Source organism: Aliidiomarina minuta, from assembly GCF_003987145.1.
Classification (GTDB): Bacteria; Pseudomonadota; Gammaproteobacteria; order Enterobacterales; family Alteromonadaceae; genus Aliidiomarina; species Aliidiomarina minuta.
This window is the reverse complement of record NZ_PIPL01000003.1, coordinates 264,796-291,191: the sequence shown is the minus strand read 5'-3', so window position 1 is coordinate 291,191 and position 26,396 is coordinate 264,796. Positions and strand designations below refer to the sequence as shown.

General features: G+C 48.2%; 25 protein-coding genes and 1 tRNA gene. 11 read left to right on the top strand and 15 right to left on the bottom strand.

Features of this window, described 5'->3' with window-relative positions:
* Nucleotides 1-7 precede the first annotated feature (7 nt).
* The 3 genes from CWE09_RS13095 to CWE09_RS13085 all read right to left on the bottom strand — a co-directional run bounded on the left by CWE09_RS13095 (nt 8) and on the right by CWE09_RS13085 (nt 2,018).
* Nucleotides 8-493, bottom strand: coding sequence for a hypothetical protein (locus CWE09_RS13095; protein ID WP_126804503.1), 486 nt, complete (start codon nt 491-493; stop codon nt 8-10).
* A gap of 202 nt (nt 494-695) precedes the next feature.
* Nucleotides 696-1,193 (bottom strand): hypothetical protein, encoded by a 498-nt coding sequence (locus CWE09_RS13090; RefSeq protein WP_126804502.1) that lies wholly within the window; start codon nt 1,191-1,193, stop codon nt 696-698.
* 153 nt (nt 1,194-1,346) lie between these two features.
* Complete coding sequence (locus tag CWE09_RS13085; RefSeq protein ID WP_126804501.1) at nt 1,347-2,018, bottom strand: response regulator transcription factor; 672 nt, start codon at nt 2,016-2,018, stop codon at nt 1,347-1,349.
* 725 nt (nt 2,019-2,743) lie between these two features.
* Between CWE09_RS13085 and CWE09_RS14185 the strand changes: the two genes are divergently transcribed.
* Nucleotides 2,744-2,911, top strand: coding sequence for a hypothetical protein (locus CWE09_RS14185; protein ID WP_157982861.1), 168 nt, complete (start codon nt 2,744-2,746; stop codon nt 2,909-2,911).
* Nucleotides 2,912-2,974: 63 nt separating this feature from the next.
* Complete coding sequence (locus CWE09_RS13080; protein WP_126804500.1) at nt 2,975-3,583, top strand: DUF938 domain-containing protein; 609 nt, start codon at nt 2,975-2,977, stop codon at nt 3,581-3,583.
* On the opposite strand, the gene CWE09_RS13075 is transcribed toward CWE09_RS13080, so the two are convergent.
* The gene (locus CWE09_RS13075) at nt 3,580-4,728 is read right to left on the bottom strand and encodes a GNAT family N-acetyltransferase (protein WP_126804499.1); all 1,149 of its coding nucleotides are present in this window, start codon (nt 4,726-4,728) and stop codon (nt 3,580-3,582) included. The two genes, CWE09_RS13080 and CWE09_RS13075, sit on opposite strands and share 4 nt — an antisense overlap.
* Nucleotides 4,729-4,878: 150 nt before the next feature.
* Between CWE09_RS13075 and CWE09_RS13070 the strand changes: the two genes are divergently transcribed.
* The gene (locus CWE09_RS13070; protein ID WP_241974375.1) at nt 4,879-5,526 is read left to right on the top strand and encodes an SDR family oxidoreductase; all 648 of its coding nucleotides are present in this window, start codon (nt 4,879-4,881) and stop codon (nt 5,524-5,526) included.
* Nucleotides 5,527-5,650: 124 nt separating this feature from the next.
* Here CWE09_RS13070 and CWE09_RS13065 read toward each other — a convergent pair whose 3' ends face one another.
* The gene (locus tag CWE09_RS13065; protein WP_126804498.1) at nt 5,651-6,859 is read right to left on the bottom strand and encodes a glycerophosphodiester phosphodiesterase family protein; all 1,209 of its coding nucleotides are present in this window, start codon (nt 6,857-6,859) and stop codon (nt 5,651-5,653) included.
* A 186-nt stretch (nt 6,860-7,045) separates the two neighbouring features.
* On the opposite strand from CWE09_RS13065, the gene CWE09_RS13060 reads away from it, so the two are divergent.
* The gene (locus CWE09_RS13060; protein ID WP_241974374.1) at nt 7,046-9,364 is read left to right on the top strand and encodes a TonB-dependent receptor; all 2,319 of its coding nucleotides are present in this window, start codon (nt 7,046-7,048) and stop codon (nt 9,362-9,364) included.
* 63 nt (nt 9,365-9,427) lie between these two features.
* On the opposite strand, the gene CWE09_RS13055 is transcribed toward CWE09_RS13060, so the two are convergent.
* The 3 genes from CWE09_RS13055 to orn form a co-directional block, all read right to left on the bottom strand.
* Nucleotides 9,428-11,113, bottom strand: a complete 1,686-nt coding sequence (locus CWE09_RS13055) for an alkaline phosphatase D family protein (protein ID WP_126804496.1) — start codon at nt 11,111-11,113, stop codon at nt 9,428-9,430.
* 109 nt (nt 11,114-11,222) lie between these two features.
* Nucleotides 11,223-11,298 (bottom strand) — tRNA-Gly (locus tag CWE09_RS13050).
* A gap of 84 nt (nt 11,299-11,382) precedes the next feature.
* Complete coding sequence (gene orn, locus CWE09_RS13045; RefSeq protein WP_126804495.1) at nt 11,383-11,928, bottom strand: oligoribonuclease; 546 nt, start codon at nt 11,926-11,928, stop codon at nt 11,383-11,385.
* Between the two features lie 97 nt (nt 11,929-12,025).
* Here orn and rsgA point away from each other — a divergent pair, with 97 nt between their 5' ends.
* From rsgA to CWE09_RS13030, 3 genes are read left to right on the top strand one after another with little or no spacing between them, the layout of a single operon-like run.
* Nucleotides 12,026-13,051: a small ribosomal subunit biogenesis GTPase RsgA gene (gene rsgA / locus CWE09_RS13040; protein WP_126804494.1), complete on the top strand. Its 1,026-nt coding sequence runs from the start codon at nt 12,026-12,028 to the stop codon at nt 13,049-13,051.
* Nucleotides 13,052-13,061: 10 nt separating this feature from the next.
* Nucleotides 13,062-13,931, top strand: coding sequence for an archaetidylserine decarboxylase (asd, locus tag CWE09_RS13035; RefSeq protein WP_126804493.1), 870 nt, complete (start codon nt 13,062-13,064; stop codon nt 13,929-13,931).
* Nucleotide 13,932: 1 nt separating this feature from the next.
* Nucleotides 13,933-14,661: a glycerophosphodiester phosphodiesterase gene (locus CWE09_RS13030; RefSeq protein ID WP_126804492.1), complete on the top strand. Its 729-nt coding sequence runs from the start codon at nt 13,933-13,935 to the stop codon at nt 14,659-14,661.
* A gap of 12 nt (nt 14,662-14,673) precedes the next feature.
* On the opposite strand, the gene CWE09_RS13025 is transcribed toward CWE09_RS13030, so the two are convergent.
* The 4 genes from CWE09_RS13025 to nudC form a co-directional block, all read right to left on the bottom strand.
* Nucleotides 14,674-17,817: an efflux RND transporter permease subunit gene (locus tag CWE09_RS13025; protein ID WP_126804491.1), complete on the bottom strand. Its 3,144-nt coding sequence runs from the start codon at nt 17,815-17,817 to the stop codon at nt 14,674-14,676.
* A gap of 3 nt (nt 17,818-17,820) precedes the next feature.
* The gene (locus tag CWE09_RS13020) at nt 17,821-18,828 is read right to left on the bottom strand and encodes an efflux RND transporter periplasmic adaptor subunit (RefSeq protein WP_241974373.1); all 1,008 of its coding nucleotides are present in this window, start codon (nt 18,826-18,828) and stop codon (nt 17,821-17,823) included.
* Between the two features lie 162 nt (nt 18,829-18,990).
* Nucleotides 18,991-20,061, bottom strand: a complete 1,071-nt coding sequence (gene hemE / locus CWE09_RS13015) for a uroporphyrinogen decarboxylase (protein ID WP_126804489.1) — start codon at nt 20,059-20,061, stop codon at nt 18,991-18,993.
* Between the two features lie 72 nt (nt 20,062-20,133).
* On the bottom strand, nt 20,134-20,940 hold the full coding sequence (gene nudC / locus CWE09_RS13010) for an NAD(+) diphosphatase (protein ID WP_126804488.1): 807 nt from the start codon (nt 20,938-20,940) through the stop codon (nt 20,134-20,136).
* A 122-nt stretch (nt 20,941-21,062) separates the two neighbouring features.
* Between nudC and rsd the strand changes: the two genes are divergently transcribed.
* The gene (rsd, locus tag CWE09_RS13005; RefSeq protein ID WP_126804487.1) at nt 21,063-21,539 is read left to right on the top strand and encodes a sigma D regulator; all 477 of its coding nucleotides are present in this window, start codon (nt 21,063-21,065) and stop codon (nt 21,537-21,539) included.
* Between the two features lie 73 nt (nt 21,540-21,612).
* Here rsd and CWE09_RS13000 read toward each other — a convergent pair whose 3' ends face one another.
* Entirely contained in the window at nt 21,613-22,338 is a 726-nt protein-coding gene (locus CWE09_RS13000) for a BamJ family beta-barrel-assembly machinery protein (RefSeq protein ID WP_126804486.1), read from the bottom strand.
* An 84-nt stretch (nt 22,339-22,422) separates the two neighbouring features.
* On the opposite strand from CWE09_RS13000, the gene CWE09_RS12995 reads away from it, so the two are divergent.
* The 3 genes from CWE09_RS12995 to CWE09_RS12985 are packed head-to-tail and all read left to right on the top strand — an operon-like array spanning nt 22,423 to nt 24,520.
* Entirely contained in the window at nt 22,423-23,415 is a 993-nt protein-coding gene (locus CWE09_RS12995; protein WP_126804485.1) for a WD40 repeat domain-containing protein, read from the top strand.
* Nucleotides 23,412-23,627: a SlyX family protein gene (locus tag CWE09_RS12990; RefSeq protein ID WP_126804484.1), complete on the top strand. Its 216-nt coding sequence runs from the start codon at nt 23,412-23,414 to the stop codon at nt 23,625-23,627. Before CWE09_RS12995 ends, CWE09_RS12990 begins: the two co-directional genes overlap by 4 nt.
* Nucleotides 23,628-23,638: 11 nt before the next feature.
* Nucleotides 23,639-24,520 carry a phosphoribulokinase gene (locus tag CWE09_RS12985; RefSeq protein WP_126804483.1) on the top strand — a complete coding sequence of 294 codons (882 nt, stop codon included), beginning with the start codon at nt 23,639-23,641 and terminating at the stop codon, nt 24,518-24,520.
* On the opposite strand, the gene CWE09_RS12980 is transcribed toward CWE09_RS12985, so the two are convergent.
* Both CWE09_RS12980 and astD read right to left on the bottom strand, forming a co-directional pair.
* The gene (locus CWE09_RS12980; RefSeq protein ID WP_126804482.1) at nt 24,517-24,870 is read right to left on the bottom strand and encodes a DUF3802 family protein; all 354 of its coding nucleotides are present in this window, start codon (nt 24,868-24,870) and stop codon (nt 24,517-24,519) included. The genes CWE09_RS12985 and CWE09_RS12980 overlap by 4 nt on opposite strands.
* Before the next feature lie 41 nt (nt 24,871-24,911).
* A complete protein-coding gene (astD, locus tag CWE09_RS12975) occupies nt 24,912-26,390 on the bottom strand; it encodes a succinylglutamate-semialdehyde dehydrogenase (RefSeq protein WP_126804481.1) in 1,479 nt (492 codons plus the stop codon).
* Nucleotides 26,391-26,396: the final 6 nt, after the last annotated feature.

The window sequence follows — 26,396 nt, the reverse complement described above, 5'->3', positions numbered from 1 at the left end:
ATCCAACTTATTGAGGTGCAACACTTATATCGATAACGCCGGTATAAGTATCCGCAGGCTCAAAACCGTTGGTAAGAGGCTGAATTTCCAGGTCTGAATAAACATGGTTACCGGCCATGTCATTGCCCGCAGGCTGACTCAATGTAGCACCTGTGAAAGGTGGTACAGATACAGGGCCACCGACACCTACAACCTGTCCGTCATAAGTAATTTCATGGCCGCTGGAAGCGCCTATCAGGCCATCACCACCAGTAGAGTAAGTGACATCAGCAAAACCAAGACCATCGTTACACCAGATACCTACACCCGCTACCTTCTGGAAAGGTGCGCCAGCCGCAAGGTCTAATGCGCCCGGGGCTAACAGGTCATTCAGGTTCAATGTACATACAGCGGGGATTGAGCCGCTAAAGGTTACTGTGTCACTGGTTTGTGCTACGGCTGAAGAGCCAGCAACTAATGCTGCTACTCCCAGCGCAAGTGTTAATTTTTTCATGATTGTATTCCTTAACAGATAAATAAGTGATTGTTCGTTTTACTGTCTCTTGTTGCAGTCAACTAACTGCCCCGTAAGGATAGAAAGCAACCATCAATTATTAATCGAACAAGAGTGGTAAATTAGAGAACAACTCAGTACTAATTTCGGGTTAAAAAAAAGCGGCCAACGCTGGTCGCTTTTAATTCATAACTATCGATTTTTACTGTGGTGCGACACTGATATCAATGACACCAGTATAAGTATCTGCAGCTTCAAAACCGTTCGTGTTTGGGCGAATTTCCAGGTCCGAATAAACATGATTGCCAGCCATGTTGTTACCCGCGATCTGACTTACCGTAGCACCGTTAATAGGGGGTACATATACAGAACCACCAATGCCCTGCACACGTCCTTCGTATTGAATGGTGTCGCCAGTAACAAGGCCAATCAGTCCATGGCCACCGCCAGGAGTATTGGTTGTATAGGTGACGTCAGCAAAACCAAGGCCGTCGTTACACCAAATACCAACGCCTGCTACTTTCTGGAAAGCTGCGCCAGCTGAGAGGTCTAATGCACCGGGAGCCAGCAGGTCATTTAAATTAAGCGTGCACATGGCAGGTATGGAGCCACTGAAGGTTACTGTGTCACTGGTTTGAGCCAACGCAGAAGAACCAGCAACTAATGCTGAAACTGCCAAAGCTAATGTTAATTTTTTCATGGTCGTATTCCTTAATTGTGATGCCAATAATTATTTGTTTACAGCAGCGTTCTACGCCGTCAGACTACTCAAATATTTTATGCAACAGACTAAGGTTTAGTTATCAGACCGACAGGGTAAAATTTAAAGCCCTGCGGTATTAGTTCAGGGTTATCAACTTGCGAGCGATAGTCCTGCAGGTCTCTTTAACCTCCGATTAACCGCAGCTAATATTTCATGCCTGGAATTAATATCGAGCTTGCGATAAAGACTGGTTACATGACACTTCACTGTATGTTTGCTAATAAAAAGTTTATTGCCAATTTCACAGTTTTTATCGCCTTCTATTAAAGCCATACACACTTGTTGCTCACGCTTACTAAGGTTATACGCCGCAGCTAACTCATACACTACCTGTTCCTGTGTGGTGCTGCTTGCCTGATAATCCCTAACAGCTTGTTCGACAATACGCCGCGGAAACCAGGACTCATGGCGGGAAAGACTTTCCAGTGCTTTTAGCGTTACCTCCGGCTTTTCTTCTCCTTTAATAACGCCATTGAAACCAATTTTTAAAAAGTGTAATAAGCCGTTATCCGGCAAAACTCCTGTATTAACCAGCACAAAGCTGCAACTACTCAGAGCGGGGCTCGGGTTGTAAGGCAAATACTGCGGCAACCCGACCGACTTGCAGTCAATATAGATGACTGTCCTTTCTTCCAGTTCAAGTTTTGCCAGCTCTGCCAAGCTACTGCAGTACAGATGCTTACGTAAAGGGGCCACGAGTTGCAGCAGTGACACCCACTGTGTTCTCCACTTTTTATCTAACGAAACAATTATATAGGTCATATGTAGTTCCACTCTTTGAATCTAGTTGACCAATAGGTGGCGTAACCACCAGGTATGAATTTATGACATTTTAATGCGAAGCAACGCTGATAATTATAGTATCTGAATACTCACCCACCGGTTCTATTCCGCTCCCCTGTGGCCGCACTCGTAAAAAATTAACTCTCGGCACAGCCCTTTGCTCCACTACCCAGGGCCCAGCACTAGCCAGACTTCCCCCCTGAATGCCAGTTAAGTCAGTAAGGTAATCTATTACAGTACCTGTTGAGTTTCTTAACCCCCCGTTTTGCGAGTGATAAGTTACCATAGTACTTCGCTGTGCTGCGTTACAGTGTAATTGGATAGCGGCAACTATCTGGGGAGGAGCATTTGCTCGAAGTGCCAGGTTCATAGGCCGGGCGGCGGGATGACTGGCGTTGACTCCCAACCGACAGTTTGGCTCTATAATCCCGCTAAAACTTAACGTTTGTCGCTCCACTCTGCTATCTTGCGCTAGCGAAGGAGGAACAAATATTAAGATGCCTAAACTAAAGACCGTCTTAAATGCTGCCATAAGCCTTGCCCTGATATGTTTCATAAGTTGACCCACAGAGTATAAATGTTAGTTTTGGGCATAAGATCAGACCTTATTCTGAAATTCAGCGCCTAAAAGGTACTAATTTCAGGCTATAGCAAGGCTAGATCGCTTATCCAGTGCGATTAGGTACCCGCGGTTTCATAACCCAGTGTTGTTCATTATAGTCGCGCTTTTTACCGCTGCATTTTTTATAAATGCGCTCGACTTACCGGCTGAATCTATGGATATAAGTATCGATGAAATTCGTAGTATTGCAGACTTTCTTGATGGCGACTTAGCTGAGGAGTTCGTACACATGCAGGAAGCTTTTTTGTAGCAGGCACCAGTATACTGTTAGTATCCACCTTATTCATGCCACGTTCTAAGAATCCAAAAATATATGCTGTTGCCGTTTTCACAAGCCTGCGAAAATAATAAGTCGCCTATTCTGGATGTTTTGCAACCCGCTTTTTCTGACTCTTCCCGAGTATTAGAAGTCGGCAGCGGTACCGGCCAGCATGCTGTTTATTTTGCTCAGCATATGCCTCACCTGACCTGGCAATGCAGCGATCAGGCAAGGTATCTGGAAGGTTTGCAGCAACGGATTGAGCAGGCAGCCTTGCCTAATTTACCACCTCCTATTGAACTGGATATTACAAACAACAGTTATAACCAACCGCCAGTCGATGCGATATTTAGTGCCAACACCCTACACATTATGAGCTGGCCAACAGTGCAACAGTTCTTTCAACGACTACCTGATTTTTGCAACCTGAATTCAGGTAATACTAAAGCAGCTTTGTGTATTTACGGACCTTTTAATTACAACGGCGCCTTTACCAGCGACAGTAATCAGGCTTTTGACCGGTCGTTGCGTGCCCGCGATCCGCAAATGGGCATTCGTGATATTGAAGACATCCAGCCACTGGCCAAAGCTCAGGGCTTTCATCTGCATAAAGACCACAGTATGCCCGCTAATAATCGTTTATTGCACTTCCTGCGTGATTAACTTTTACGAAAAGGTAATTGCTGCTCAGCCTGAGCCCGGTACTGAGCTAGCATTTGCCGTTCACGTGTGCAGAAACCTTCAATCGCCGGAGTCAAAGGCGATTCTGTAAAGCGATAAACGCCATGTCGCACAATCGGTTCAAAGCCCCGTTTTAATTTATGCTCTCCCTGAGCCCCCGCATCAAAAAAAGAAAGCCCTCGTTCAATACAGAACTCAATACCCGCATAATAGCAGGTCTCAAAATGTAGAAAATCAAATTCCTGCTGGCATCCCCAGTAGCGCCCATACAAAGTATTGTCGGAGTAAAAGTACAACGCAGCAGCCACCATTTTCTGCTCACAAAAAGCTGCGGTAACCATAATGCTATCTGCCAAAGCCTCGCCCAGGCGCATGAAGCTATCGGGGGTCAGGTAACCATGGTGCCCTGACCGCTTCAAATAAGTAAGCTGATAAAGTTGTGCGAACTCGAGCCAGAACTGCCGGTCCAGTTCACCTCCCAGTAATACTCTAACCTCAACGCCTTGTGCTATAACTGCGTGGCGCTCTTTACGGATCTGCTTACGTTTACGTGAGGTCAGCTGAGCCAAAAAATCATCAAAGCTGGAATAATCGTGATTAAGCCATTGAAACTGAACATCATCCCGCTGCCACCAACCGCGCTGTATAAACTCCCCTTTCAGATCATCTTCCAGGTACAGGCACTGGCAGTTAGAAACCCCATAGGCAATCGCCAGTTCATCCAGCTTCTTTTCAATCGTTGGTAACACCTGCTCTGCCTTCCAGCCCGCCGCCAGCCCCAGGCGTGCCCCTGAACTGGGGGTAAACGGAATAGCACAAACCAGCTTGGGGTAATAATCCAGATTATAGCGCTCATAGGCCTCTGCAAAGGCCCAGTCAAAGAAGTATTCGCCATAAGAGTGAGACTTAAGAAACCAGGGGATCGCAGCTATCAGTTGTGTTCTCTGATACACCAACCCGTAACGCGGCACCCAGCCACTGAGCGCACCTATACTGCCACCTCGCTCCAATGCGTCAAAGAATGCATGACGAATAAAAGGATACGGGATCGGGAAAAGCGCATCCCACTCCTCGGCGGAAACTTCACTTATACTGCTGACAAAGTCTACTGTAAGGTTTTCAGTCATTACTACCTGGTTTCATTTCACTATGCGTTAAGAATACTTGATTGAGCTACCTAATGTCTTTAAATAGTCGATTGGTACGATTCATAAACTGCATCCATACTTTCTCTTTAAACAGCTATGCTTATCATCATATATTTGACGTAAGGAGTTATGATGCAAGTAAGTGTAATTGGAGCCAATGGCAAAATCGGTAAACAACTGGTCGCTAAGCTGCACCAGGACCCTCAGCACGATGTTGTTGCCCTGGTACGCAAACAGGAGCAACTGGACAAATTAGGTGAGCAGGGCATTAACGCCTGCCTCCTGGACCTCACCGCTTCTGTAGCAGATATTGCAGCAGCCTTAAGCGGCAGTGACGCGGTGGTATTTGCAGCAGGTTCAGGCGCCAGCACTGAAGACGATATGACTTTGCGTATCGACCTGGATGGCGCCGTGAAGTCGATAGAAGCTGCACAACAGGCGGGCATCAAACGTTTTGTGATGGTCAGTGCCATGCAGGCACACAACCGTGAAAACTGGCATCCTGATTTAGTGCCTTACTTTGTCGCCAAACATTACGCGGACCGCGAACTTATCCGTTCCGGCCTGGCTTATACCATAGTGCGCCCCGGCGCTTTAGTGGACGAAGAAGCTACCGGCAAAGTTAGCATCGCCGGCGATTTAGAACCCGGCAGCATTACGCGAGCCGATGTCGCCAGCGTTGTGCATCAACTTATCGACAAACCCAATACCGCAGGCAAGGCCTTTGATCTGATCAACGGAGACAGCCCCATCGAAGAAGCCATCAACAAACTTTAAAATAACCGGGGTCAGAGCTAAAATTCACCACCACGAAAAAGAGATAACTCATTGTTATTAAGTTATTTTTAAAAAGAAAACCGGTGGTTAAAAAATGGTGAGTTTTAGCGCTGACCCCATCTTTTTATTCATTGCAGTGGCTAAAAAACGAAGTGGTTGCGGGCCAGTCGGAAAATACGCCCAGTACACCTACATCATTGGCTAATACATCCAGTAGCTGCAACACCATAGCATCGCTATTAGTAAGTTGCTGAATACTCAGATAATACCAGCCTCCCCCCTGATCCAGGGGCCCGGAACGCTCAAGTGTCCAGGTAATGATTTCAAGCCCTGCTGCCTTTGCTTTGCGGGCATATTCAGAAGGTACCACCTGACCATCCCTCTCTGTCACCAACATCCACAAAGGTGGTCCGATAATATTCACGCCCTGCTCTTTTAATTCACTCATCGATGGCCGCCAGCTGTCTGCTTGTCCAGGATCAAAATCCTGCAGCGTATAACGACCATCCAGCCATACAGCCTGACGGGCAAAGTCAGGTGCAGTTTCTATCCAGCACAAGATGTCCTCCAAATGAAAAGACTGCAGATACACTCGCTCCGGGCTCACGCCTGCCGCAGTGTACTCCTCGATTATCTTATCCGCGAAGTCTTCCCGACTAAAACCAGAGAACGGCATAGTAAGTTCAGGCTCCTTGAGCTCCGGAGTCATTTTCAAACCATAGCTATCAATCAAAGCAATGCTATCGGCATGCGTCATGACCTGCTCACAGTGGCCATACAGCTCAGTTCTCCATTCCGGCGTGCCTTGTATATAGTCTTCTACGTTAGTAGCTTGCGGGTCAACACCATCCATACGCGCACACAGCTGCTGATACTGCTGCAAACTGATGTCACTGGCACAACAGCTTGCGGTTGCTGGCTTACCTTCGCTTGCCGGAGTAAATGGTTGAGAGCAGGCTGGGGCTATTTCTGGGCGTAACAGAATATCCGTAGTCTGATGCAAATCACACTGCGCATGCCGACAGACCAGTTCGTGATCTTTAGTAAAAGTGACATCGCACTCGATAATGCCGGCACCTGAACGCACGGCGGCCAAATAAGATGCTTTTGAATGTTCGGGATAAAATAAAGGTGCACCGCGGTGGGCAATGGAAAAATTCTGCGCCTCAAGCTCGCTCAAATCGCAATTTTCTAAACGCTGTTGCAGTGCGCCTGGCGGCAATTGGTCGAGTAAATAAAATGGTCGGTCGCCAAACTGGATCGCCACATCTCTGGCTACTGTAGCCTCGCTCGCGGTGCTTAGCATAAGGCCTATATAAAGCGCGACTATCATTTCTTTTCTCCCTTTTTAAATAACCACTTACTTTACCTCAGCTATATGACTTTTTTGCGACTAGCTGAGTAAATCTGAAGTTTAATAAAACCGTCAATAAAAGTTCACCGAATTGCCGCGAAGCATTTCTATTCTCGTAGGGCTTTCCACTATCAGGATCAACTCGGAACCCATATGAAAATAAAAATGAAAAGACTCTCCTGTCTGATTGCCGCGGCTTTAACCTCCACCAGCGTCTGGGCATTGGAAGAAGATACTGAGATAGAACGTATAACGGTAACCACGCAAAAGCGAACACAATCGATTCAGGATGTGCCAGCTACAATTAGCGCCTATACCGGCGACTTTTTGCAGGAACTGGGCATTATGGAGCTGGATGTGGTCTCGGATATCACGCCGGGCCTGGTGATTCAGGAGCAAAGCCCCAACAATCCGGGTTTTGTCATTCGCGGCATTACCTCTGACAGTGGCTCCGCTCAGGCAGCCCCCAGAGTTTCGGTTTATTATAACGGCGCTGACATTTCCCGGTCTCGGGGCTCTTATTTTGAGCTTTTTGATATAGAACGGGTGGAAGTGGTGCGTGGTCCGCAATCGACACTCTTTGGCACCGCAGCGGCGGTTGGCGCCCTGGCGGTGTCGACCCGCAAACCTGAAGAAGATTTTTCTGCAGAAATACGACTGGGCGGCGGTGATTACAGTGCCCGTAATACGGAAGGTTTTATTACCGGTGGTAATTCACTGGCTCAGGGGCGGCTCGCCTTCAGCCACCGTGAACGTGACGGTTATATTCGCAATATTGCCGGAACAGATGCTGCGCAAAACCCGCAAGGTACAAGACAGCACGATATGAACGGTATTCAGCGAACCGGTATTCGTCCTTCATTACGCCTCACACCAACGCCTGATTTAACCCTGGACCTGGTCTATACATACGAGAAAAATGAAGACACAGGGACCTCTTTTAAGAACGGATTATTCGCACCTACAGGCGGCGATACCAGTCCTTATAGCTTCGTTGAAATGACCGGCAGTCCTTTTTCCGCAGAAGTGCTTGGTCGCGACAAGTTAGGCCTCGACCGCACGGTTGAAGATATCAATCTGACCGTGAACTGGGAATTATCCGATAACCTGACATTCACCTCCATTACAGCGCACCGCAGTTTTGACTCGCTGGAAGTCTTTGATGCCGATGGCACACAGGCCTGGTTCCTTGAGTTTGGAGAAGATGCGCAGGGCGATCAATTCAGCCAGGAGCTCCGCTTTAGCCATATCGGTGACCGCACTGCTACCCTGTTTGGCGTAAGTTACTTCACCGAAGACGGTTTTCAGCGAGTTCCTTTCAGTACTGAAGAGTCTATTTTTCTAAATTGCGTAGGCCAACTTGGCTCAGGGCTCCCCTGCATTAATGCAGATGGTTCAGTCAACCTGTTAACACCAACATTAACCGGCGGTGCCTTTGACATGCTGCCGTACCAGGCTGAATTCACTAATTTTGGTGAAAACGAAGCTTACTCTGCCTTTGTTGATGTCGCCTACCAGGTCACTGATCGCCTGGAACTGACTTCTGGTATTCGCTATGTGACAGAAGACCGTACCAGTGGTTTCAGTTCCCAGATTGGTAATTCAGTGTTAGCAGGTGTGCCTCTGCTACCGCTTATCAGCACCGAAGGGCAACAACTCACCGCCAATAACAGCTTTGATGCCTGGCTGCCTCGCTTTAATGCGCTCTATCAGCTAACCGACCATACCAATTGGTATGCCACCATAGGTAAAGGAAGACGCTCTGAAGTCATGGATGTCTCACCGGGGCTGGACGCCGGAGGCAACCTGATAACAAATGTCAGCGAGGTGCCTGCAGAAATCATCTGGAATTATGAAACCGGTCTTAAAGGCACTTTATGGAATAACAAAATCAATTACACAGCTTCTATTTTTTATCAGGATTATTCGGATTTTCAGGTTACTTTGCAGGACGAAGCTGGAAATTTTTATACCGACAATGCAGGCTCGGCCTCTAATGTAGGTGTAGAAGCGGATATCAGAGCCCGGGTAAGTAATAACTTACAGCTGTTTACAAATATGGCCTATATAGACGCTGGCATTGACGACAACAGCAGCAATGGCGACCTGGCCGGGAATCGCTTCCGGCTGCAGCCTGAATGGACTTTCAGTGCCGGAGCTTTTTATAACCGACCACTGAATGGTACCTACAACCTGACCAGCTCTGTGGTGTATAGCTTCCGTTCAGATGTGTTCTTTGAGCCGGAAAATGAGCCTGTAGTGGGTCTCGATATACGCCAGGGTCCGGTGCAATTGACCAGTGCTCGTATTGGCATCGAAAACACGCGCCACGACTGGACGTTAAAACTCTTTGCCAACAACCTGTTTGATAAATCTTATCTGGTAGATGCGGGCAATACAGGTGCCAGCTTCGGTAATCCTTCATTCATTGCCGGGCCACCGCGCATGATAGGGGCCGAGTTCAGCAAGCGCTTTGGCATGTAAAACAACATAAAGCACAGAAAAACGGCGCCTTCACGGTGCCGTTTTTCTTTTTAAAGCCCTGTATTAAGCTCTATGCGTCACTTTGTGCCGCCCAACAACTTCATAGTCCTCGCTCAGAATGTTATCGATAAAGACCCATTCCACTTCCATGTCTTGATGAGTTATGGTCAGATTCATAAAGCCACGCTGATGCAGATTACAATACTGCAGGTCATCGATTAACAGTGTAAAAGCCTCTGCTACACTTGGTGCTCGTTCGTCATCCAGTTGCAGATAATGCTCAATACCTGGTGAACTGACACTTGATGTCGCAAATTCAACTCCCACCTGTTTCCCCTGAGCATTGAGTAGATTGTTGTGCCAGGCATTATGAGTATCGCCCGACAACACAACCAAAGATTTGCCGGCCTCGTCAGCCGCCTGATACAAAGACTCCCGAGCTGTGGGGTAACCGTCCCAGGCGTCCAGATTATAGGGCATCTGCTGCTCTAGCCGAGCTCTTTCCGCAGGTTCCAGCGCCTCTCCGGCAAGCTGTCGTCGTTTTAATGGCAGCAGGTTTTCAAGTAGTTTCGGAGCTTTAGTGAGGTCACTATTACCCAGCAACTCCGCCGGCAAATGCATTCGGCTCATCAATACCTGCTGCCCTAAAATTTGCCAGCGGCTGTTCGAGTTTCGCAGCTTTTCACCTAACCAGTGCAGTTGATCACGGCCCAGCATATCCCGGTCACTGTGCCAGTCCTGCATAAAACGGGGCATATCCAGTTGTTGGGTTTCTGCGTCCAGGTAATCTGCATATTCAAGCTGTCGGGCACGCTTTATAATCCGGGCGTCCAGCATATGCAGACTGAACAGGTCTCCGAAATCAAAACTACGGTAGATGTGGGCCGACTGCTCACCCTGAGGAGGTCTTATTGGCATCCACTCATAATAAGCCTGAACCGCAGCTGCCCGGCGCTGGTAAAAGTCACCTTTTGACGGGTCATGATTTTCAGCACCGCTTTTCCAGGTGTCATTGGCAATTTCATGGTCGTCCCATACCGCAATGCAAGGTGCTGCTGCATGCATTGCCTGCAGCCCTTTATCACTGCGATATAAAGCATAACGTTTTCGGTAGTCGTTTAAGGTCAGCAATTCACCCTGATTATCCGCCGCAAAAGCACGCCCGATTTCCTTGGACTTTTCAGTAGCATAGCCGCCGGCACCATATTCATAAATATAGTCCCCTAAGTGCACCACTATATCCAAATCAGGATCTTTAGCGGCTTCTGAGTAGGCATTGAAATAACCCGCAGGGTAATTAGAACAGGAAAATACAGCCATTTTCAGGCTTGTTAAACTGCCTTGGGGAAGCGTGCTGGCCACACCAGCTGGAGAGTACTGATTCTTGCCTTTGAATCTATAGTAATAGCGCTGACCTGGCTGCAACCGCTGAACATCTATTTTCACCGTGTAATCACGATGCTTGAAAGTGGTAATGTTGCCGTAGCGCACTATGTTCTTGAATTCGGAATCGCTGGCCAGCTGCCATTCTATAGTTACGGCAGCGACATCATTCTCGGGCTCAGCCCGGGTCCAGAGTATGACCGCGTCTGTCTGGGGGTCACCACTGGCCACCCCATGTTCAAAACTGACATCGGTAACAGGCATATCCGCAGCCATGCTTCGAGTGGTCAAAGAAGCGGATACCGCCACCGCGCACATAGCGGACGTTGATACCTTTAAAAAATCACGACGAGAAAAATGAGTCATTGCATGCAAGTCCCAGATAAAGAATAAAAAGGGAGTCTAAACTTGCAAGATGACAATATTAAGGCATAAAAAAAGCCTGAGCATCTTTCGATGTTCAGGCTTTTAAATTTGGAGCGAGTAACGAGGCTCGAACTCGTGACCTCGACCTTGGCAAGGTCGCGCTCTACCAACTGAGCTATACTCGCAAAAGTGCGTTGAGGCTTTGTCTCAACTGCGAGGCGCATTTTACTCAACCTGAGGCGGTTTGCAAGCCCCTTTTAGTTGTTTTTTTATAAATTCAGCAAAGTTGTTCGATAATGCGCCAGTTCATCGATGGATTCTTTAATATCCGCCAGTGCGGTGTGCGCATTTTGCTTTTTAAAGCCTTTAATAGCTTCAGGCTTCCAACGCTTCGCCAGTTCTTTTAAAGTACTGACATCCAGATTACGGTAATGAAAATAAGCTTCCAGTGCTGGCATGTAACGCGCCAGAAACCGACGGTCCTGACAAATGCTGTTGCCACACATAGGTGAAGTGTTTTCAGCTACATGCTCGCGCAAAAACTCTATCGTTGCCGCTTCCGCCTCTGCGGCTGATACACCTTCTTCCTTAATGCGCTTCACCAGGCCTGACTGGGTGTGAGTACGGGTATTCCAGTCATCCATATCAGCCAGTGTCTTATCGCTTTGCTTTATGGCAAGAACAGGTCCTTCCGCAATTACATTTAAATCCTTGTCAGTGACGATGGTGGCTATTTCTATGATCACATCACTGTCCGGCAGCAAGCCTGTCATTTCCAAATCTATCCAAATCAAACGTTGTGAGTTTTCACTCATGTATAGCTCCTTTGCCGGCTTTGAAAGCACAAGCGAGATTTTGACAATTGTTGTATGATAGCAAGCAAGAAACTTGTTAACCAATTAAAGGTATACGGTGGGTCGCCACAATAAACTCAACAAAGGCCAACAACGACGTGTGCGCAGCAATATGCACAAACGCCTTGCCAAGCGCGAAGTGAAGCAGGAGCTGACATGGTCGGCCGAACAGCTGGGTAATATGGAGCCTGGCATTATTATCAGTCGCTTCGGCCAGCACGCGGATGTTGAAAGCGCTGATGGCGAAGTCTTGCGCTGCAATATTCGTCGCACTGCAGGCAGCCTGATCACGGGTGATATCGTGGCCTGGCGTCGTGCGCCGGAAACTGAGCAGGGTCTGCAAGGCGTTATTGAAGCAGTAGAAGACCGACGTAGCGTATTAACCCGACCCGATATATACGATGGCATTAAACCTGTGGCAGCTAACATTGACCAGATATTTGTGGTGACCTCTCCTCTGCCCGCTTTTTCTGCGCAAATACTGGATCGCTATATTGTAGCCTGCGAAGACATTGCGATTACGCCCGTTATTGTGCTCAATAAAACAGACTTAATTGCGCCGGAAGGCGCTGCTACTGACTACATTAATGAACGCTTGCAGTTATACCAGGATATTGGTTATCAGGTTGCCAGAGTCAGCGCCACCGAAGAGGCTGGTCTGGACCAGCTAACTGCGCTCATGGCGAATAATACCTCTATTTTTGTCGGTCAGTCCGGGGTAGGTAAGTCATCTTTAGTGAATGCTATTCTGCCAGACGCCGATATAGTCACCGGTGATGTTTCAAGCAACTCAGGGCTGGGCCAGCACACGACCACTGTGGCCCGTTTGCACCGCTTACCTAACAATGCCGCTTTAATTGACTCTCCCGGTATCCGCGAATTTGGTTTGTGGCACATAGAAGCCGAACGCGTCACCTGGGGATTTCGCGAATTCCGCCCCTATATTGGCCTGTGTAAATTTCGCGACTGCAGTCATCGTAATGACCCCGGCTGCGCATTGCAGGAAGCCGTTGAGCAGGGCAAGCTAGATCGCGAAAGGCTGCAAAACTACCATCGCATTATAGATTCACTAGAAAAAGCATGAGAGCTTATCCATGACCAAACTCGATCAGTTTAAAATTAAATCTCAGTACCTGTTACCCAAACACTTTGTTTCACGGGCCATGGGTAAGTTTGCATCCGCAGAGGCTGGCTGGGCAACTCAGGCCTTTATGCGTTGGTTTATCAATCGTTATAAAGTGGATATGAGCGAAGCGCTGCATGAAGACCCTCGCGATTATGCAACTTTCAATGAATTCTTTACTCGCCCCTTAAAAGCAGAGATGCGCCCCCTGCAGGCAGATAAGGATGAGCTGGCGCATCCCGTCGACGGCACTGTCAGTCAACTGGGCGCCATCCAGGGCGATACGCTGATCCAGGCTAAACGTCATGACTACAGTCTGAAAGCTCTGTTAGGTGGTTTCGAGGAAGACGCTGAACTTTTCAATGACGGTCAGTTCGCTACCATTTACCTGGCTCCCAAGGATTACCACCGCATTCACATGCCGCTGGACGGGACCCTGCGTAAAATGACCTACGTGCCGGGCGACCTTTTTTCCGTCAACCCGCTAACCACTGAAAATATACCTAATCTGTTTGCCCGTAATGAGCGGGTGGTCTGTTTATTTGACAGTCCGCAGGGACCTTTTGCCATGGTTCTGGTTGGCGCTACTATAGTAGCTAGTATTGAAACCGTCTGGGCGGGCACAGTGACACCTCCTACAGGACCCAGAATACACAGCTGGAGTTACCCCGCGGAAGGCTTAAATGCCGTCAATATCGATAAAGGCGACGAAATGGGTCGCTTTAAACTAGGTTCTACCGTCGTTATGGCGTTCCCTAAAGACATGATGTTCTTTGATGAAGCTTTAAAATCCGGAGACCGCACCATGATGCGTACCGTTTTAGGTCAGTTAATCGACTGATATGCTGATCATCGCCCATCGAGGAGCAAGTGCTGAAGCTCCGGAAAATACCCTGACAGCTATCGGCCGGGCAATAGATGCTCAGGCCGATGGCATTGAAATTGATATTTACCAGGTAGATGGTGAAATATTTGTTTTCCATGACCGTTATCTGGAGCGACTGACTGCACACCCCGGACGTCTGCAAGACTTAACCGCAGGTCAGATACGGACCCTCAAGGTCTTCGGCCAACAACCGGTGCCCACCTTAGAGGAAGTGCTGACTTTTATTAATGGTCAGTGCATGCTGAATATAGAAATAAAAGGTGAAGTCGACCCAGACAAGCTTTGTCACATGCTCGATCTGGCGCTCAACAGATACCACTTCCAACAGCCTCAGCTAATTGTATCTTCATTCAATCATCATTGGCTGAAGCACATGAAAAGCCAGTGCCCCTGGTTGCAGCTGGGAGCCTTAAGCGCCAATTGCATGCTCGATTATGCAGCCTTTGCTACTGCGCTAAACGCATACTCTGTGCATGCCTGCGTGGACTTCGTCAATCAACAACTGGTCGACGATGCGCACCAGCGCGGCATGCCCATTTATGTGTATACCGTAGATCAGGCTCAGGACATTGAATGGCTCAAAAAAATGGGGGTGGATGGTATTTTCACCAATCACCCCCAGTATGCTCGTAATGTGCTTTCAGGCTTGCCAGTGAGCCAGAACGAAATGCTCTGGCATCATTAAAGACGGTTTAATTTAGTCTGCGCCTTTAGCTTCCTGCAATGCCATATCTTCCGCACGTAAATCCGGATAGTCTTCTTCCATTTTCGCCAGACGTTTCGAAAGAAGTTTAGGTGACCCCGTATTTTTCGCCATCGCCATATAAAGTGCGGGCACAATAAAGAGCGTCATAAAGGCCGAGAAAGCTACACCTGAGAATATAACGGCACCTATTACCGAACGGCTCTCAGAGCCAGGCCCTACAGCCAGTACCAGTGGCAGTGAACTCATCAGGGTTGTAAACGCCGTCATGATAATAGGGCGCAAGCGTAACCGGGATGCTTTCACCACGGCTTCTTCAAATTTCATGCCCGCATCTCTTAGCTGGTTTGCAAACTCAACTATCAGAATACCATTTTTAGCCGCTAAACCTATCAGCATAATGATACCAATCTGACTATAGATATTGATGGTCATACCACCAACCCAAAGCCCGAACAGTGCACCGAATATAGCCAGAGGTACCGTCAGAATGATAACAAAGGGATGAATAAAGCTTTCAAACTGCGCCGCTAATACCAGGAATGTAATGGCCAGCGCCAGCATAAATATAAAGTAAATAGCGTTACCGCCTTCCTTATATAGCTGTGACTCCCCCCGATAGTCGTAAGCGGCTTCTTCCGGCAATTCGGTATGTACCACATTCTCCAGAAATGCCAGCGCTTCGCCCAAGGGGTAACCATCGGCCAGGTTAGCATCTATGGTAATAGCACGTAGTCGATTATAACGATTTAGTTGAGGTGCCGTAGCCCCTTCTCTGACAGTGACCAGGTTTGACATAGGCACCAGCTCACCAGAGCTTTGCGAGCGAACGTAAATGTTATTTATATCGGAGGGCGTTTGGTAATCCTCGCGTTCACCTTCGATAATAACATCGTACTCTTCGCCTCTGTCTGAGTAAGTGGTCACCCGCCGTTGCCCCATAATGCTTTCCAGGGTACGTCCAATGTCACCAATAGAAACACCCAGATCAGCAGCGCGATCATGATCAATATTGATTGATAGCTGAGGGACTGTTTCGCGGTAATTACTATCTACCTGCCGGAAACCTTCATTTTCCTCTGCACGAGCAACAACGATGTCACGCCATTCCGCCAATTGGTCAAAATCGTGCCCTTGCAAGACAAAACGAACCGGGCGGCCACCACCGCCACCGCCGCCTAATGAGCTGCGCATGTTGGCATAAGCAATCACATCCGGAATTTGATCCAGTTTTTCAGTCATTTCGTCCATTAAATCAAACGAACTCCAGTCCCTTTCGTGATGCGGTACGGTCCCGACAATAGCAACACCCGCACTGGTTCCCCAGCCCGGACTGCGCACGATAAGTCGATTAATTTTTCCTTCATCGACGTAAGGCAGCAAAACTTCTTCCACTTTGCGCATGTTACGGCTATTGGATTCATAGGTGGCACCTTCAGCACCGCGCACAATAACAAAGAAGTTGCCACGGTCTTCCGCAGGAACATACTCCTGACCCAACTCATTAAAAATCAGATAACTGCCAGCGCCAGCGAGTAAAACCACTACGAACGCAAGGCTAGGGAAAGAAACAGTACGCCGTAAGCCGCCTTCATAACCCCTCTCCAGTTTAGCAAAACCGGCATCCAGCTTGCGCCGCAACCAACCACCGCTGGCGCCGCCTTTTTTCAGGATTTTAGAAGATAGCATTGGCGATAGTGAAAGCGCCGTGATACTTGAAAAGGCCACTGCAGCAGAGAGCGCTATGGCAAATTCCGAGAACAGCAGTCCCAGATTGCCCTCCAGGAACATCAGCGGCATAAAGACTGAAATCAGAACCATGGTAGTGGCTACAACCGCAAAGCCAACTTCCCTGGCTCCCCGGTAAGCCGCCAGCAATGGCGGATCGCCCATTTCTACACGGCGATAGATATTTTCCATGACAACAATAGAGTCATCCACCACCAGACCAATGGCAAGCACCAGCGCTAACAGGGTTAACAAATTAATCGAATAGCCCATAGCGCTGAGTACAATATAAGAAGACAGCAGCGCTACTGGTACTGTAATAGCAGGGATCAGGGTAACCCGCAGGTTACCGAGGAAAAGGTAAATAATAATCACAACCATCGACATCGCAATGAACAGAGTATTATAAACTTCATTTACAGAGTCTCTGATAAATGTCGACGTATCATAGCTTTTTACCAGTGTCATACTGGCCGGTAAAGTTTGTCTGATACGCTCAACTTCACGATCCGCATTCTCTACCACTTCCAGCGTATTGGCCTCAGCCTGGCGCTGTATGCCAATACCAATCATGTTGACACCATTAGAGCGGTAATCTGACTGGTCATTCTCAGCTTCTAACGAAACCCGGGCCACCTCACCAAGTCGTACCAGATAACCATCATCGCCACTACGTATGGTTAACCCCTGAAAGTCCTGAGGGCTTAGATAGGAACGAGACACCCGCACATCAAATTCGCGGTCATGAGACTCCAGAGTGCCGGCAGGCAGCTCAACATTCTCCGCACGCAGACGGTTTTCGATATCCGTGACTGTTACGTTACGCGCTGCCATAGCGTCGCGGTCCAGCCAGAGCTTCATCGCATAACGACGCTCACCACCGAATCTCACCCGGGCAGCACCATCAACAATGGCTAACCGTTCCAGCATAAAACGCCGGGCATAATCGGTCAGCTGCTCACTAGTCATGTTTTCACTGCGCAAGTTGTACCAGACGACCGTATCTTCGTCGGCACCTGCTTTGGTGATTTCGGGCGGGTCTACCTGATCCGGTAAACGCCGGGTTATTCGCTGTACCCGTTCCCGGATATCATTAGCAGCAGAATCGATATCCCGTCCGGTATCGAACTCTATAGTAACTCGTGAACTGCCGTTGCGGCTGCGTGAATCTATGGTTTTAATACCATCAATACCACTAATGCCACGCTCAATACGCTGAGTGACTTCGCGCTCCATAATTTCAGCGCTAGCCCCTGGATAATAGGTATTAATAGAAACCACAGGGGGTTCTATATTAGGGTACTCGCGCATTGGCAAGGACAAAAATGCAACGATACCGAACAGAATAAGAAGAACATTAAGTACGGTCGCAAAAACCGGTCGTTTTACGGAGATATCGGACAAAAACATGGATTACTGCTCCCGTGGTGACACAGGTAAACCATCACGCAGACGAACCACGCCTTCCCGCACGATAATATCTCCTTCACTCAACCCGCTTAGAATTTCTACCCAGCCTGGTTGGCGACGGCCAATTTCTACTTCTATACGATCCACCCGGCTCTCTTCATTCAGGCGAAATACATGAAACTCATTACGAATAGGAATAACCGAAGCTTCCGGCACCATAAGCGTGGTGTCCACCTGACGCTCCAATTTTACCCGCATCAACATGCCTGGGCGTAATTCGCGGCCTTCATTCGGGATTTCCGCGCGAACCTGAATAGAACGGGTAATAGGATCGACTCGTGACGCCAGGCTAACAATCTGACCATTGAATTCGCGATCCGGATAGGCTGTAGAGAGACCCGCAATCCGCTGGCCCTGTGCCAGACTCGGTAAATACACTTCAGGAACACTGAAGTCGACATAAATAGGGGAGATATTGTCTAAAGTTGTAATCACATCACCGGGACGTACTAAAGAACCGCGACTTACCTGACGGATGCCTAAACGACCTTCAAAAGGCGCATGTATGGTCATTTCCTCTAAGCGGGTACGGGCCACTTCAAGTTCAGCAGAGGTCTGTTCAACACGTACTTCCTGTTCGTCAATCATGCTTCGTGACGCCGCGTTCTCCTGAGCCAGTTCGCGTAAACGGTTCAATTGACGTGTGTTTTCAGCCAGACGGAATTCAAGCTCCTGCACTCTGGCCCGTTCTTCGCGATCATTCAGGACAACCAGCAAGTCGCCTTCGGCAACGTCATCACCATCATTGAAGTGGATTTCACGAACGTTCTGCGACACCCGGGCCATAATATCTACGGACTCTTTTGCCTGAGCAGTACCTAGACCTTCTATAATGTCACGAAATTCAACCATCCCCACTTCGTGCACTACCACAGGGGCAGTCATGTCGCGTTGAGATGGCTCATCCTCTTCTCCCTGAAAAAAGAATAAATACCCAACAAATACTGCCATTACTATGACAACCACGCTTAGTGGCGTAAAAAAGTGACGCTTTGCCATACTGCCCTCTAGCTCAAGTTACATTCAGTCCTGATATATGCCGCCCCATTGTAGCGCAACGCGAAAGTCACGCTGCACTTCTCAACGCTTTTTAAGGGAAACTGGTCGCAAAAATCAATTATTATGATAGCCGGCGCTAAGTTCCTGAACCGCTTTAATAAAGGCCCCGGCGTGTTCTGGATTGACGCCCGGATGTATACCATGACCCAGATTAAATACATGCCCGCTGCCACTTCCATAACTATCCAGAATAATTTGCACTTCCTGACGAATACGCTCTGGAGAAGCATATAAAACAGAGGGATCCATGTTGCCCTGCAAAGCTACTTTTTGCCCTACCCGAGTTCGGGCATCGCCCAAATCCGTCGTCCAGTCAATCCCTAAAGCGTCACATCCTGTTGCTGCCATGGCTTCCAGCCATTGTCCGCCATTCTTAGTGAACAAGGTTACAGGCACATGACGGCCATCGGCTTCGCGAGTCAGGCCTTCAACTATCTGACGCATGTAACTTAATGAAAACTCACGATAATCACGTGGTGACAAGACTCCACCCCAGGTGTCGAAAATCATCACTGACTGAGCACCTGCAGCTATCTGCGCATTTAAATAAGAAGTCACCGATTGTGCAAGTTTATGCAGTAATAAATGCAGCGCTTCCGGTTCTGCAAAAGCCATTTCTTTGATTAAAGCAAAGTTCTTGGTGCTTCCACCTTCCACCATATAAGTAGCTAAAGTCCAGGGGCTGCCTGAAAAACCGATCAAAGGCACTTCACCTTTTAACTCCCGACGAATAGTGCGCACTGCATCCATCACATAACGCAGCTCATCTTCAGGGTCCGGTACTGGTAGCTTCTGAATATCCGAAAAGCTACGCAATGGAAACTCAAACCTAGGCCCTTCACCGGCTTCAAAGTAAAGTCCCAGCCCCATCGCATCGGGAATCGTCAGAATATCTGAAAATAAGATCGCAGCATCCAGTGGAAAACGACGCAAGGGCTGCAAAGTAACTTCACAAGCCAGCTCTGGATTGCGGCACAGGGTCATGAAGTCGCCTGCTTCTTTGCGGATTTCACGGTATTCTGGTAAATATCTACCGGCCTGTCGCATCATCCATATAGGCGTGCGATCAACCGGCTGGTGGGCCAGGGCACGCAGATAACGATCGTTTTTCAGGGCATTGCTCATGCATTCTATTCCTCTAATTAATTCAGTCTCGATTCTATCAAGGCTCGCGTCTAACCGTAAGTACCCAGCCAATTATATGCGCTGTGCTTTTATCACTTCTTCAATCAGGGTGGCAGCAATAGTTCCGGAAGGCGGTGTCTGCGGTAAATTACGCAAAGAAAACCATCCTCCTTCCAATAGTTCAATACCATCGAGTTTTATCTCGCCAGCTGCATGCTCGGCAATAAAACCCGCCATTAACGAATGCGGGAAAGGCCAGGGCTGACTGGTAACATAAGTCACGTTCTTAATATCAATGCCAGCTTCTTCAAATACTTCACGGTGCACCGTCTGCTCCAGTGACTCGCCACTTTCGACAAACCCAGCGAGGACAGAATAAAGTCCCTCTGGGTGACGACTGCCCCGTGCCAGCAAAATTTCCCCAGGCCGATGCACCGCCACTATGATGCAAGGTGAAATACGCGGATAAGTGCGGTAGTCGCAGACAGTGCAATACACAGCCAGTTCATCCAACACTTCCTGCAATGGTTCACCGCAATGGCTACAAAAATTGTGCGTTTTAATAAAGTGCGCAATCTGACAGGCTCGGCCAGCAAGGGCAAAGAGTTGGCTATCTAACTTCGCCAGAAGTGTACGCAATGGCTGAAAACTATATCCAGGGAGTTCCGGGCTATCCGGCATCACCAGCAGATATACCTTCTTTCCTTCATATTCGCCGATTTGCGCAATATATTCACTGGCATCACAAAAACTTGCCATTTGCGCCCCACTGGCGCATGGTAAAATCTCGCCTTCGTCGGCTTGCATAACATTTTTACTATGCACAAGTAACCATATTGATTCATTTTTTAGGCTTGTTTCCGGACGCGGGTAAATCATGAGCGTTTCCTTGTAAATATAGTAAAAGCAGTTGACCCCGGCCTTTAGGACAAAGTAAATTAAAAGCTTATTTGGTCAACTTTTTCGATCAAATGGAAACGAAAACCGACCAAGGAGTTAATATGTTAAGCCGTAATGAACACGCTCAGAAACGCTGGGGCGGACACCATCAGGCACTTGATCACTGGCTGGAAGAACGCCAGGAGCTGCTTATTTTATACTGTCAGATGGCTGGGCTTCCACCTTATGGCCGTGATTCAGAAAGCTTACCCACCGCGGACCAGATTAAACACTTCTGTGAGATTCTGGTTGACTATGTTTCAACCGGTCATTTTGAGATATACAGTCATCTGATTGAGAATGCCAAAATCAGCGACGAAAAAGCTTACGCACTGTCACAACAAGTCTACCCGCTTATTAGTGTAACGACAGAACAAGCGTTGAACTTTAACGATAACTACGCAGAAATCAATGACGACGATGCCTTACCTAAGTTTGATCAGGATCTTTCAACGCTTGGTGAAGCTTTGGAAATGCGAATGGAATTGGAAGATAAGCTACTCAATATGCTGGAAGAACAGCAAGCTCTGCTTGGTTAGTAGCAAGAACTTTAACAACTAATTAAAACGGCGCCTACCTGCAGGCGCCGTTTTTGATGCTTGTTTTGGATGATTATAAGCCTTCCGGACTTTCGTCGAGAATCTCAAGCAACTCAACTTCGAAGATCAAAGTAGAATGAGGAGGAATAGAGCCACCGCCCACTTCACGATCACCATAAGCCAGGTCAGAAGGAATGACAAAACGATAATGAGCACCTTCAGACATCAGTTGAAGACCTTCCGTCCATCCACTAATAACACGATCCAGCGGGAAAGACGCCGGTTCACCACGGTCATAAGAGCTGTCGAAAACTTCACCCGATACTAAAGTACCGCGGTAATGCACCTGAACAAAATCACTGGCTTCCGGTCTTTCACCGTCGCCTTCACGAATTACTTCGTACTGCAGACCTGAGTCAGTAACCTGCACACCTTCTCGCTCAGCATTCTCAGCCAGGTAAGCTTCACCCTCACTGCGAGCTGCGCCCTCACGAACTTCCATAACCCGAGTACGTAATTCGGTCAGTAATTCACCTGTCGTTTCTTCATCCATTTGTGAATTATCATTCACCGCGTCAATAAAAGCAGCAATTACAATGTCACGGTCCAGCATGATTTCAGACTCTTCCTGCATGTCCAGGTTCTCTTTCACATACTGGCCAACCGAAGTACCCAGGGCATAGGCCTGACGGTCATCGTCTGACGCCTGTTCGATATCCTGCACCTGATAAGGTTCACTACAACCAACAATTGCGAGTGCCAATGCAGAGACGGCAAACGACTTAAACATAATGTTCATAAGGCTTATTCCAAAATTAGTATGACTGTGTAACAGTTAAATGAGTAAACTAGCTTAGTGTACACATAAAGGAAAGCATGACCAATGGCAAAATTATGGCGCACTTTATGTCTTAGTATTGGGCTTATCAGTTTTTTACAGGCCTGTACGCCGTCGGCTGAACATGTCAGTCGTCATGAGCGGGCTGAATCCCGCATTCAGGCAGCAGCGATATCTCACGATGGTCAATTTTCATTGCTTGCCAGCAGCGAGCATGGGCTATTGTTATATTCTGCGGACAATCAGCTGATTCATAACTGGCAGCAGGACGATCAGGGTATTGCACAGATCAGGGCGGTGGATATTTCCGCGGATAATCAAGTGGCGGTGGCGGCCAGTGGCGAAACCCTCGCGCTGTGGAATACAACCAGTGGCGAAGTGATGGGCTACTGGCGTAATGACGAGTCTCGAATACGGGATATTGCCGTTTCCAATCAAGGGCGGGTGATCGCTCTCGGCCGCGGTGACGGCGTTATCGTGGTATTTGAGCCGATAAGTGGACGTCGTATAGAGTTTTTTGGTCATAGCGAACGTATTAATAGTATAGATATCTCTCCAAATGGCCGCTATGTTTTAAGTGGTGCCGATGACCACAAAAGCATACTCTGGGACACCCAGAGCGGGCAGGTTATACATGAGTTTCCGGCTGAGGCGCGTATTACTCAGGTACGATTAAACCCCGACGGCAGTCAGGCCTTTACCGCTACCGGGCAACAGGCAGATATCTGGGACTTAACGTCAGGACAACTCGTCACCAGCCTGCAACACCATAATCGATACAAAGTATTTATAAGCGCTGCATTTTCTGGCGATGGACAATATATAGTTACCGGCTCGCCCTCCCGCCACGTCGAAATCTGGCGAACTACAGATGGAAAGCGTCTGGCCGCCACTCAAGTTTCAGGCCGGGAAGGTGATTATCCGCCTCGTGCGGCTGTCATTGCGGTCGCTTTTATTGGACAATCAGGGCACATCATTACTGAAAACAGTGCTGGCTTCGGTGAACGCTGGCAGCTAGGGACTTTATTTGAACCATGAACGAACAAACGCTTAGCCAAAGACTTGAGAAACTGGAAAGCCAGGTCGCTTTTCAGGAAGATACTATTGATCAGTTGAATAAATTAATAGCGGAACAGAATCAGGAGCTGGCATTATTTAAAAGGCACCTTAAATTACTGGCGCAACGAATTGATCAGGCTCCGGATCATAGTGATGAACAGGTCGTTGACGAGCCACCGCCACATTATTAAAGGAAGACCTCATGTCAGTACAGCACCCTATAATAGCCGTGACAGGCTCATCAGGAGCAGGGACCAGCACCACAGGGCAGGCGTTGCGCCACATTTTCCGCAATCTGGATGTTAATGCTGCTTTCGTAGAAGGTGACAGCTTTCACCGCTTCTCCCGCCCGGAAATGGATCTGGCTATCCGCAGAGCCCAGGAACAAGGTAAACATATCAGTTATTTTGGCCCTGAAGCTAATGACTTCGAACAACTGGAAAAGTTATTTTCCGACTATAGTGAAACAGGTCAGGGCTCAAGTCGCCGTTATCTGCACAGCTTTGATGACGCGGTTCCTTACAATCAAATGCCAGGTACTTTTACGCCCTGGGAACCGCTGGAAGAAAAAACTGATGCGCTTTTTTACGAAGGTTTGCATGGTGGTGTAGCTGGAAGTGATTTCGACGTCGCCCGCCATGTCGACTTACTGATAGGCATGGTGCCTATCGTAAACCTGGAATGGATTCAGAAACTACTGCGCGACACTTCTGAAAGAGGTCACTCCCGGGAGGCAGTAACGCAAAGCATTGTGCGCAGCATGGAAGACTATATACACCATATAGTACCGCAGTTTTCACGCACTCATATTAATTTCCAGCGTGTACCGACAGTAGACACTTCCAATCCTTTCAGTGCAAAAGATATTCCTTCCCTGGATGAAAGTTTCGTGGTGATTCGATTTCGAGGCATGAAAAAAGTCGACTTCCCCTATCTGCTGCAAATGATAAACGGTTCTTTTATGTCCCGTATCAATACGCTGGTAGTGCCAGGCGGCAAAATGGCGCTGGCTATGGAGCTGATACTGACTCCATTAATTGCTGAACTTATTGAGAAACGCAACAGTGCTTCTCAGCGCTATTAGCTAGCTACTTTACGCTGTAACCGGTCATCCAGCAGATTCTTCACTAACCCGGTAAACTCATTAATAAACTCCTGCTGCCGAGGGCTGGGGTGCGTATTTAGTACGGACGCCAGCACTTCTTCTAAGTCATAGAGGATCGCATCGGCTTCACGCACAATATCAAGACGCACATCTTTATCCATATCATGCTGCTGACAAACACGCATAATACTGTCTGACAGCGATTCCTCGAGCTGCTCACGCACTGTAAAAGGAGCCTGCTCAGAAGCAGGCACCTTTTCTTCAAATACATCGAGCTGTTCAGTTAAATACTGAACCAGTTCAATGTAGCCATCCGTTTCTACAATCATCTGTCCACTCATTTATAAATAAAAGGCTATCTAAGCTCTTTTTAAAATGAAAGTCCCGGAGCCAGCTTTTGCGGAAGCTCAACTTTATCAGCTTCCACAGACGCAACCGGATAAGCACAGTAGTCAGCCGCATAGTAAGCACTTGCTCTATGGTTGCCACTGGCACCAATCCCACCAAAAGGTGCTGCGCTGCTGGCACCAGTAATGGGCTTATTCCAGTTCACTATACCTGCCCGGATACGTAATAAAAAGTCATCGTACACAGCTTTATCATCTGCCAATAAACCTGCCGACAAGCCAAAGCTGGTATTGTTAGCTTCTGCTATAGCCGCATCCAGCTCATTATAACGGTAGACTTTAAGCAAAGGCCCAAAGTGTTCTTCGTCGGGCAATGAGACATCAGTAACATCAATAATGCCTGGCGTCACAAAGCCTTTATCAGCCTCATGCTGTTTCATTCCGACCAGCACCTGACCGCCAAGTTCCACTATTTGTTGCTGTGCAGCCACCATACCAGCCGCCGCTTTGGCTGAAATCATCGCGCCCATAAAGGTTGCAGGTTCCGCTTCGTAGTCAGCAACTTCAATTTGCTTGGTCACTTCTACTAAACGCTGCAGAATTGCGTCGCCATTAGCACTATTCTCAATAAATAACCGACGTGCACAAGTGCAACGCTGGCCGCTGGTAATAAAAGCCGACTGCACAATATCATGCACTGCAGCATCAACATCAGCCACATCTTTAACGATTAATGGGTTATTACCGCCCATTTCCAGTGCCAGAATTTTATCAGGCCGCCCGCCAAACTGTTCGTGCAGCAATTTTCCTGTAGTTGAAGAGCCAGTGAAGAACAGGCCATCCATTTGCGGATGTGCAGACAGGGCTTTGCCAGTAGCAACAAGCCCTTGCACCAGATTCAGAACACCGTCTGGAATACCAGCCTGCTGCCACAGCTGCATAGTTTTTTGAGCCACGAGTGGCGTCATTTCACTCGGTTTAAAAACGACGGTATTACCAGCCAGTAAAGCCGGCACTATATGTCCATTTGGCAGGTGACCAGGGAAATTATAAGGGCCGAAAACTGCAACAACACCATGCGGACGATGGCGAATAAAAGCTTTAGCGCCTGGCATCGGATTTTCTACTGTTCCCGTGCGCTCGTGATAAGCACGCTCAGAAATAGCGACCTTGCCTGTCATTGCACCGACCTCTGTACGAGCTTCCCAGACCGGCTTACCGGTATCCTGGGCGATAGTCAGTGCCAACTCTTCTTTATTCTCTTCCAGCAACTCAGAAAACCGCTTAGCAATTGCCAATCGCTCTTCAAATGGTCGGCGCGCCCAGGCAGGGAAAGCTGCACGAGCAGCCATTATGGCCTGGTCCACCTGGCCTTCAGTAGCTGCTTTACCTTCCCACACAGGCTGATTACGAGCCGGGTCAATAGAAGAAAAGGACTCGCCTTCACCCACCTGCCACTTACCGTTAATCCAGTGTGTAGTATTAGAATCTGTTGCTGACATATTCAA

Excerpts from the sequence above, each read along its gene's own strand:
- CWE09_RS13095 (WP_126804503.1), bottom strand. The coding sequence starts at position 493 with ATGAAAAAATTAACACTTGCGCTGGGAGTAGCAGCATTAGTTGCTGGC.
- CWE09_RS13090 (WP_126804502.1), bottom strand. The coding sequence starts at position 1,193 with ATGAAAAAATTAACATTAGCTTTGGCAGTTTCAGCATTAGTTGCTGGT.
- CWE09_RS13085 (WP_126804501.1), bottom strand. The coding sequence starts at position 2,018 with ATGACCTATATAATTGTTTCGTTAGATAAAAAGTGGAGAACACAGTGG.
- CWE09_RS13080 (WP_126804500.1), top strand. The coding sequence starts at position 2,975 with ATGCTGTTGCCGTTTTCACAAGCCTGCGAAAATAATAAGTCGCCTATT.
- CWE09_RS13075 (WP_126804499.1), bottom strand. The coding sequence starts at position 4,728 with ATGACTGAAAACCTTACAGTAGACTTTGTCAGCAGTATAAGTGAAGTT.
- CWE09_RS13070 (WP_241974375.1), top strand. The coding sequence starts at position 4,879 with ATGATGCAAGTAAGTGTAATTGGAGCCAATGGCAAAATCGGTAAACAA.
- CWE09_RS13065 (WP_126804498.1), bottom strand. The coding sequence starts at position 6,859 with ATGATAGTCGCGCTTTATATAGGCCTTATGCTAAGCACCGCGAGCGAG.
- CWE09_RS13060 (WP_241974374.1), top strand. The coding sequence starts at position 7,046 with ATGAAAAGACTCTCCTGTCTGATTGCCGCGGCTTTAACCTCCACCAGC.
- CWE09_RS13055 (WP_126804496.1), bottom strand. The coding sequence starts at position 11,113 with ATGACTCATTTTTCTCGTCGTGATTTTTTAAAGGTATCAACGTCCGCT.
- orn (WP_126804495.1), bottom strand. The coding sequence starts at position 11,928 with ATGAGTGAAAACTCACAACGTTTGATTTGGATAGATTTGGAAATGACA.
- asd (WP_126804493.1), top strand. The coding sequence starts at position 13,062 with ATGACCAAACTCGATCAGTTTAAAATTAAATCTCAGTACCTGTTACCC.
- CWE09_RS13030 (WP_126804492.1), top strand. The coding sequence starts at position 13,933 with ATGCTGATCATCGCCCATCGAGGAGCAAGTGCTGAAGCTCCGGAAAAT.
- CWE09_RS13025 (WP_126804491.1), bottom strand. The coding sequence starts at position 17,817 with ATGTTTTTGTCCGATATCTCCGTAAAACGACCGGTTTTTGCGACCGTA.
- CWE09_RS13020 (WP_241974373.1), bottom strand. The coding sequence starts at position 18,828 with ATGGCAGTATTTGTTGGGTATTTATTCTTTTTTCAGGGAGAAGAGGAT.
- hemE (WP_126804489.1), bottom strand. The coding sequence starts at position 20,061 with ATGAGCAATGCCCTGAAAAACGATCGTTATCTGCGTGCCCTGGCCCAC.
- nudC (WP_126804488.1), bottom strand. The coding sequence starts at position 20,940 with ATGATTTACCCGCGTCCGGAAACAAGCCTAAAAAATGAATCAATATGG.
- rsd (WP_126804487.1), top strand. The coding sequence starts at position 21,063 with ATGTTAAGCCGTAATGAACACGCTCAGAAACGCTGGGGCGGACACCAT.
- CWE09_RS13000 (WP_126804486.1), bottom strand. The coding sequence starts at position 22,338 with ATGAACATTATGTTTAAGTCGTTTGCCGTCTCTGCATTGGCACTCGCA.
- CWE09_RS12995 (WP_126804485.1), top strand. The coding sequence starts at position 22,423 with ATGGCAAAATTATGGCGCACTTTATGTCTTAGTATTGGGCTTATCAGT.
- CWE09_RS12990 (WP_126804484.1), top strand. The coding sequence starts at position 23,412 with ATGAACGAACAAACGCTTAGCCAAAGACTTGAGAAACTGGAAAGCCAG.
- CWE09_RS12985 (WP_126804483.1), top strand. The coding sequence starts at position 23,639 with ATGTCAGTACAGCACCCTATAATAGCCGTGACAGGCTCATCAGGAGCA.
- CWE09_RS12980 (WP_126804482.1), bottom strand. The coding sequence starts at position 24,870 with ATGATTGTAGAAACGGATGGCTACATTGAACTGGTTCAGTATTTAACT.
- astD (WP_126804481.1), bottom strand. The coding sequence starts at position 26,390 with ATGTCAGCAACAGATTCTAATACTACACACTGGATTAACGGTAAGTGG.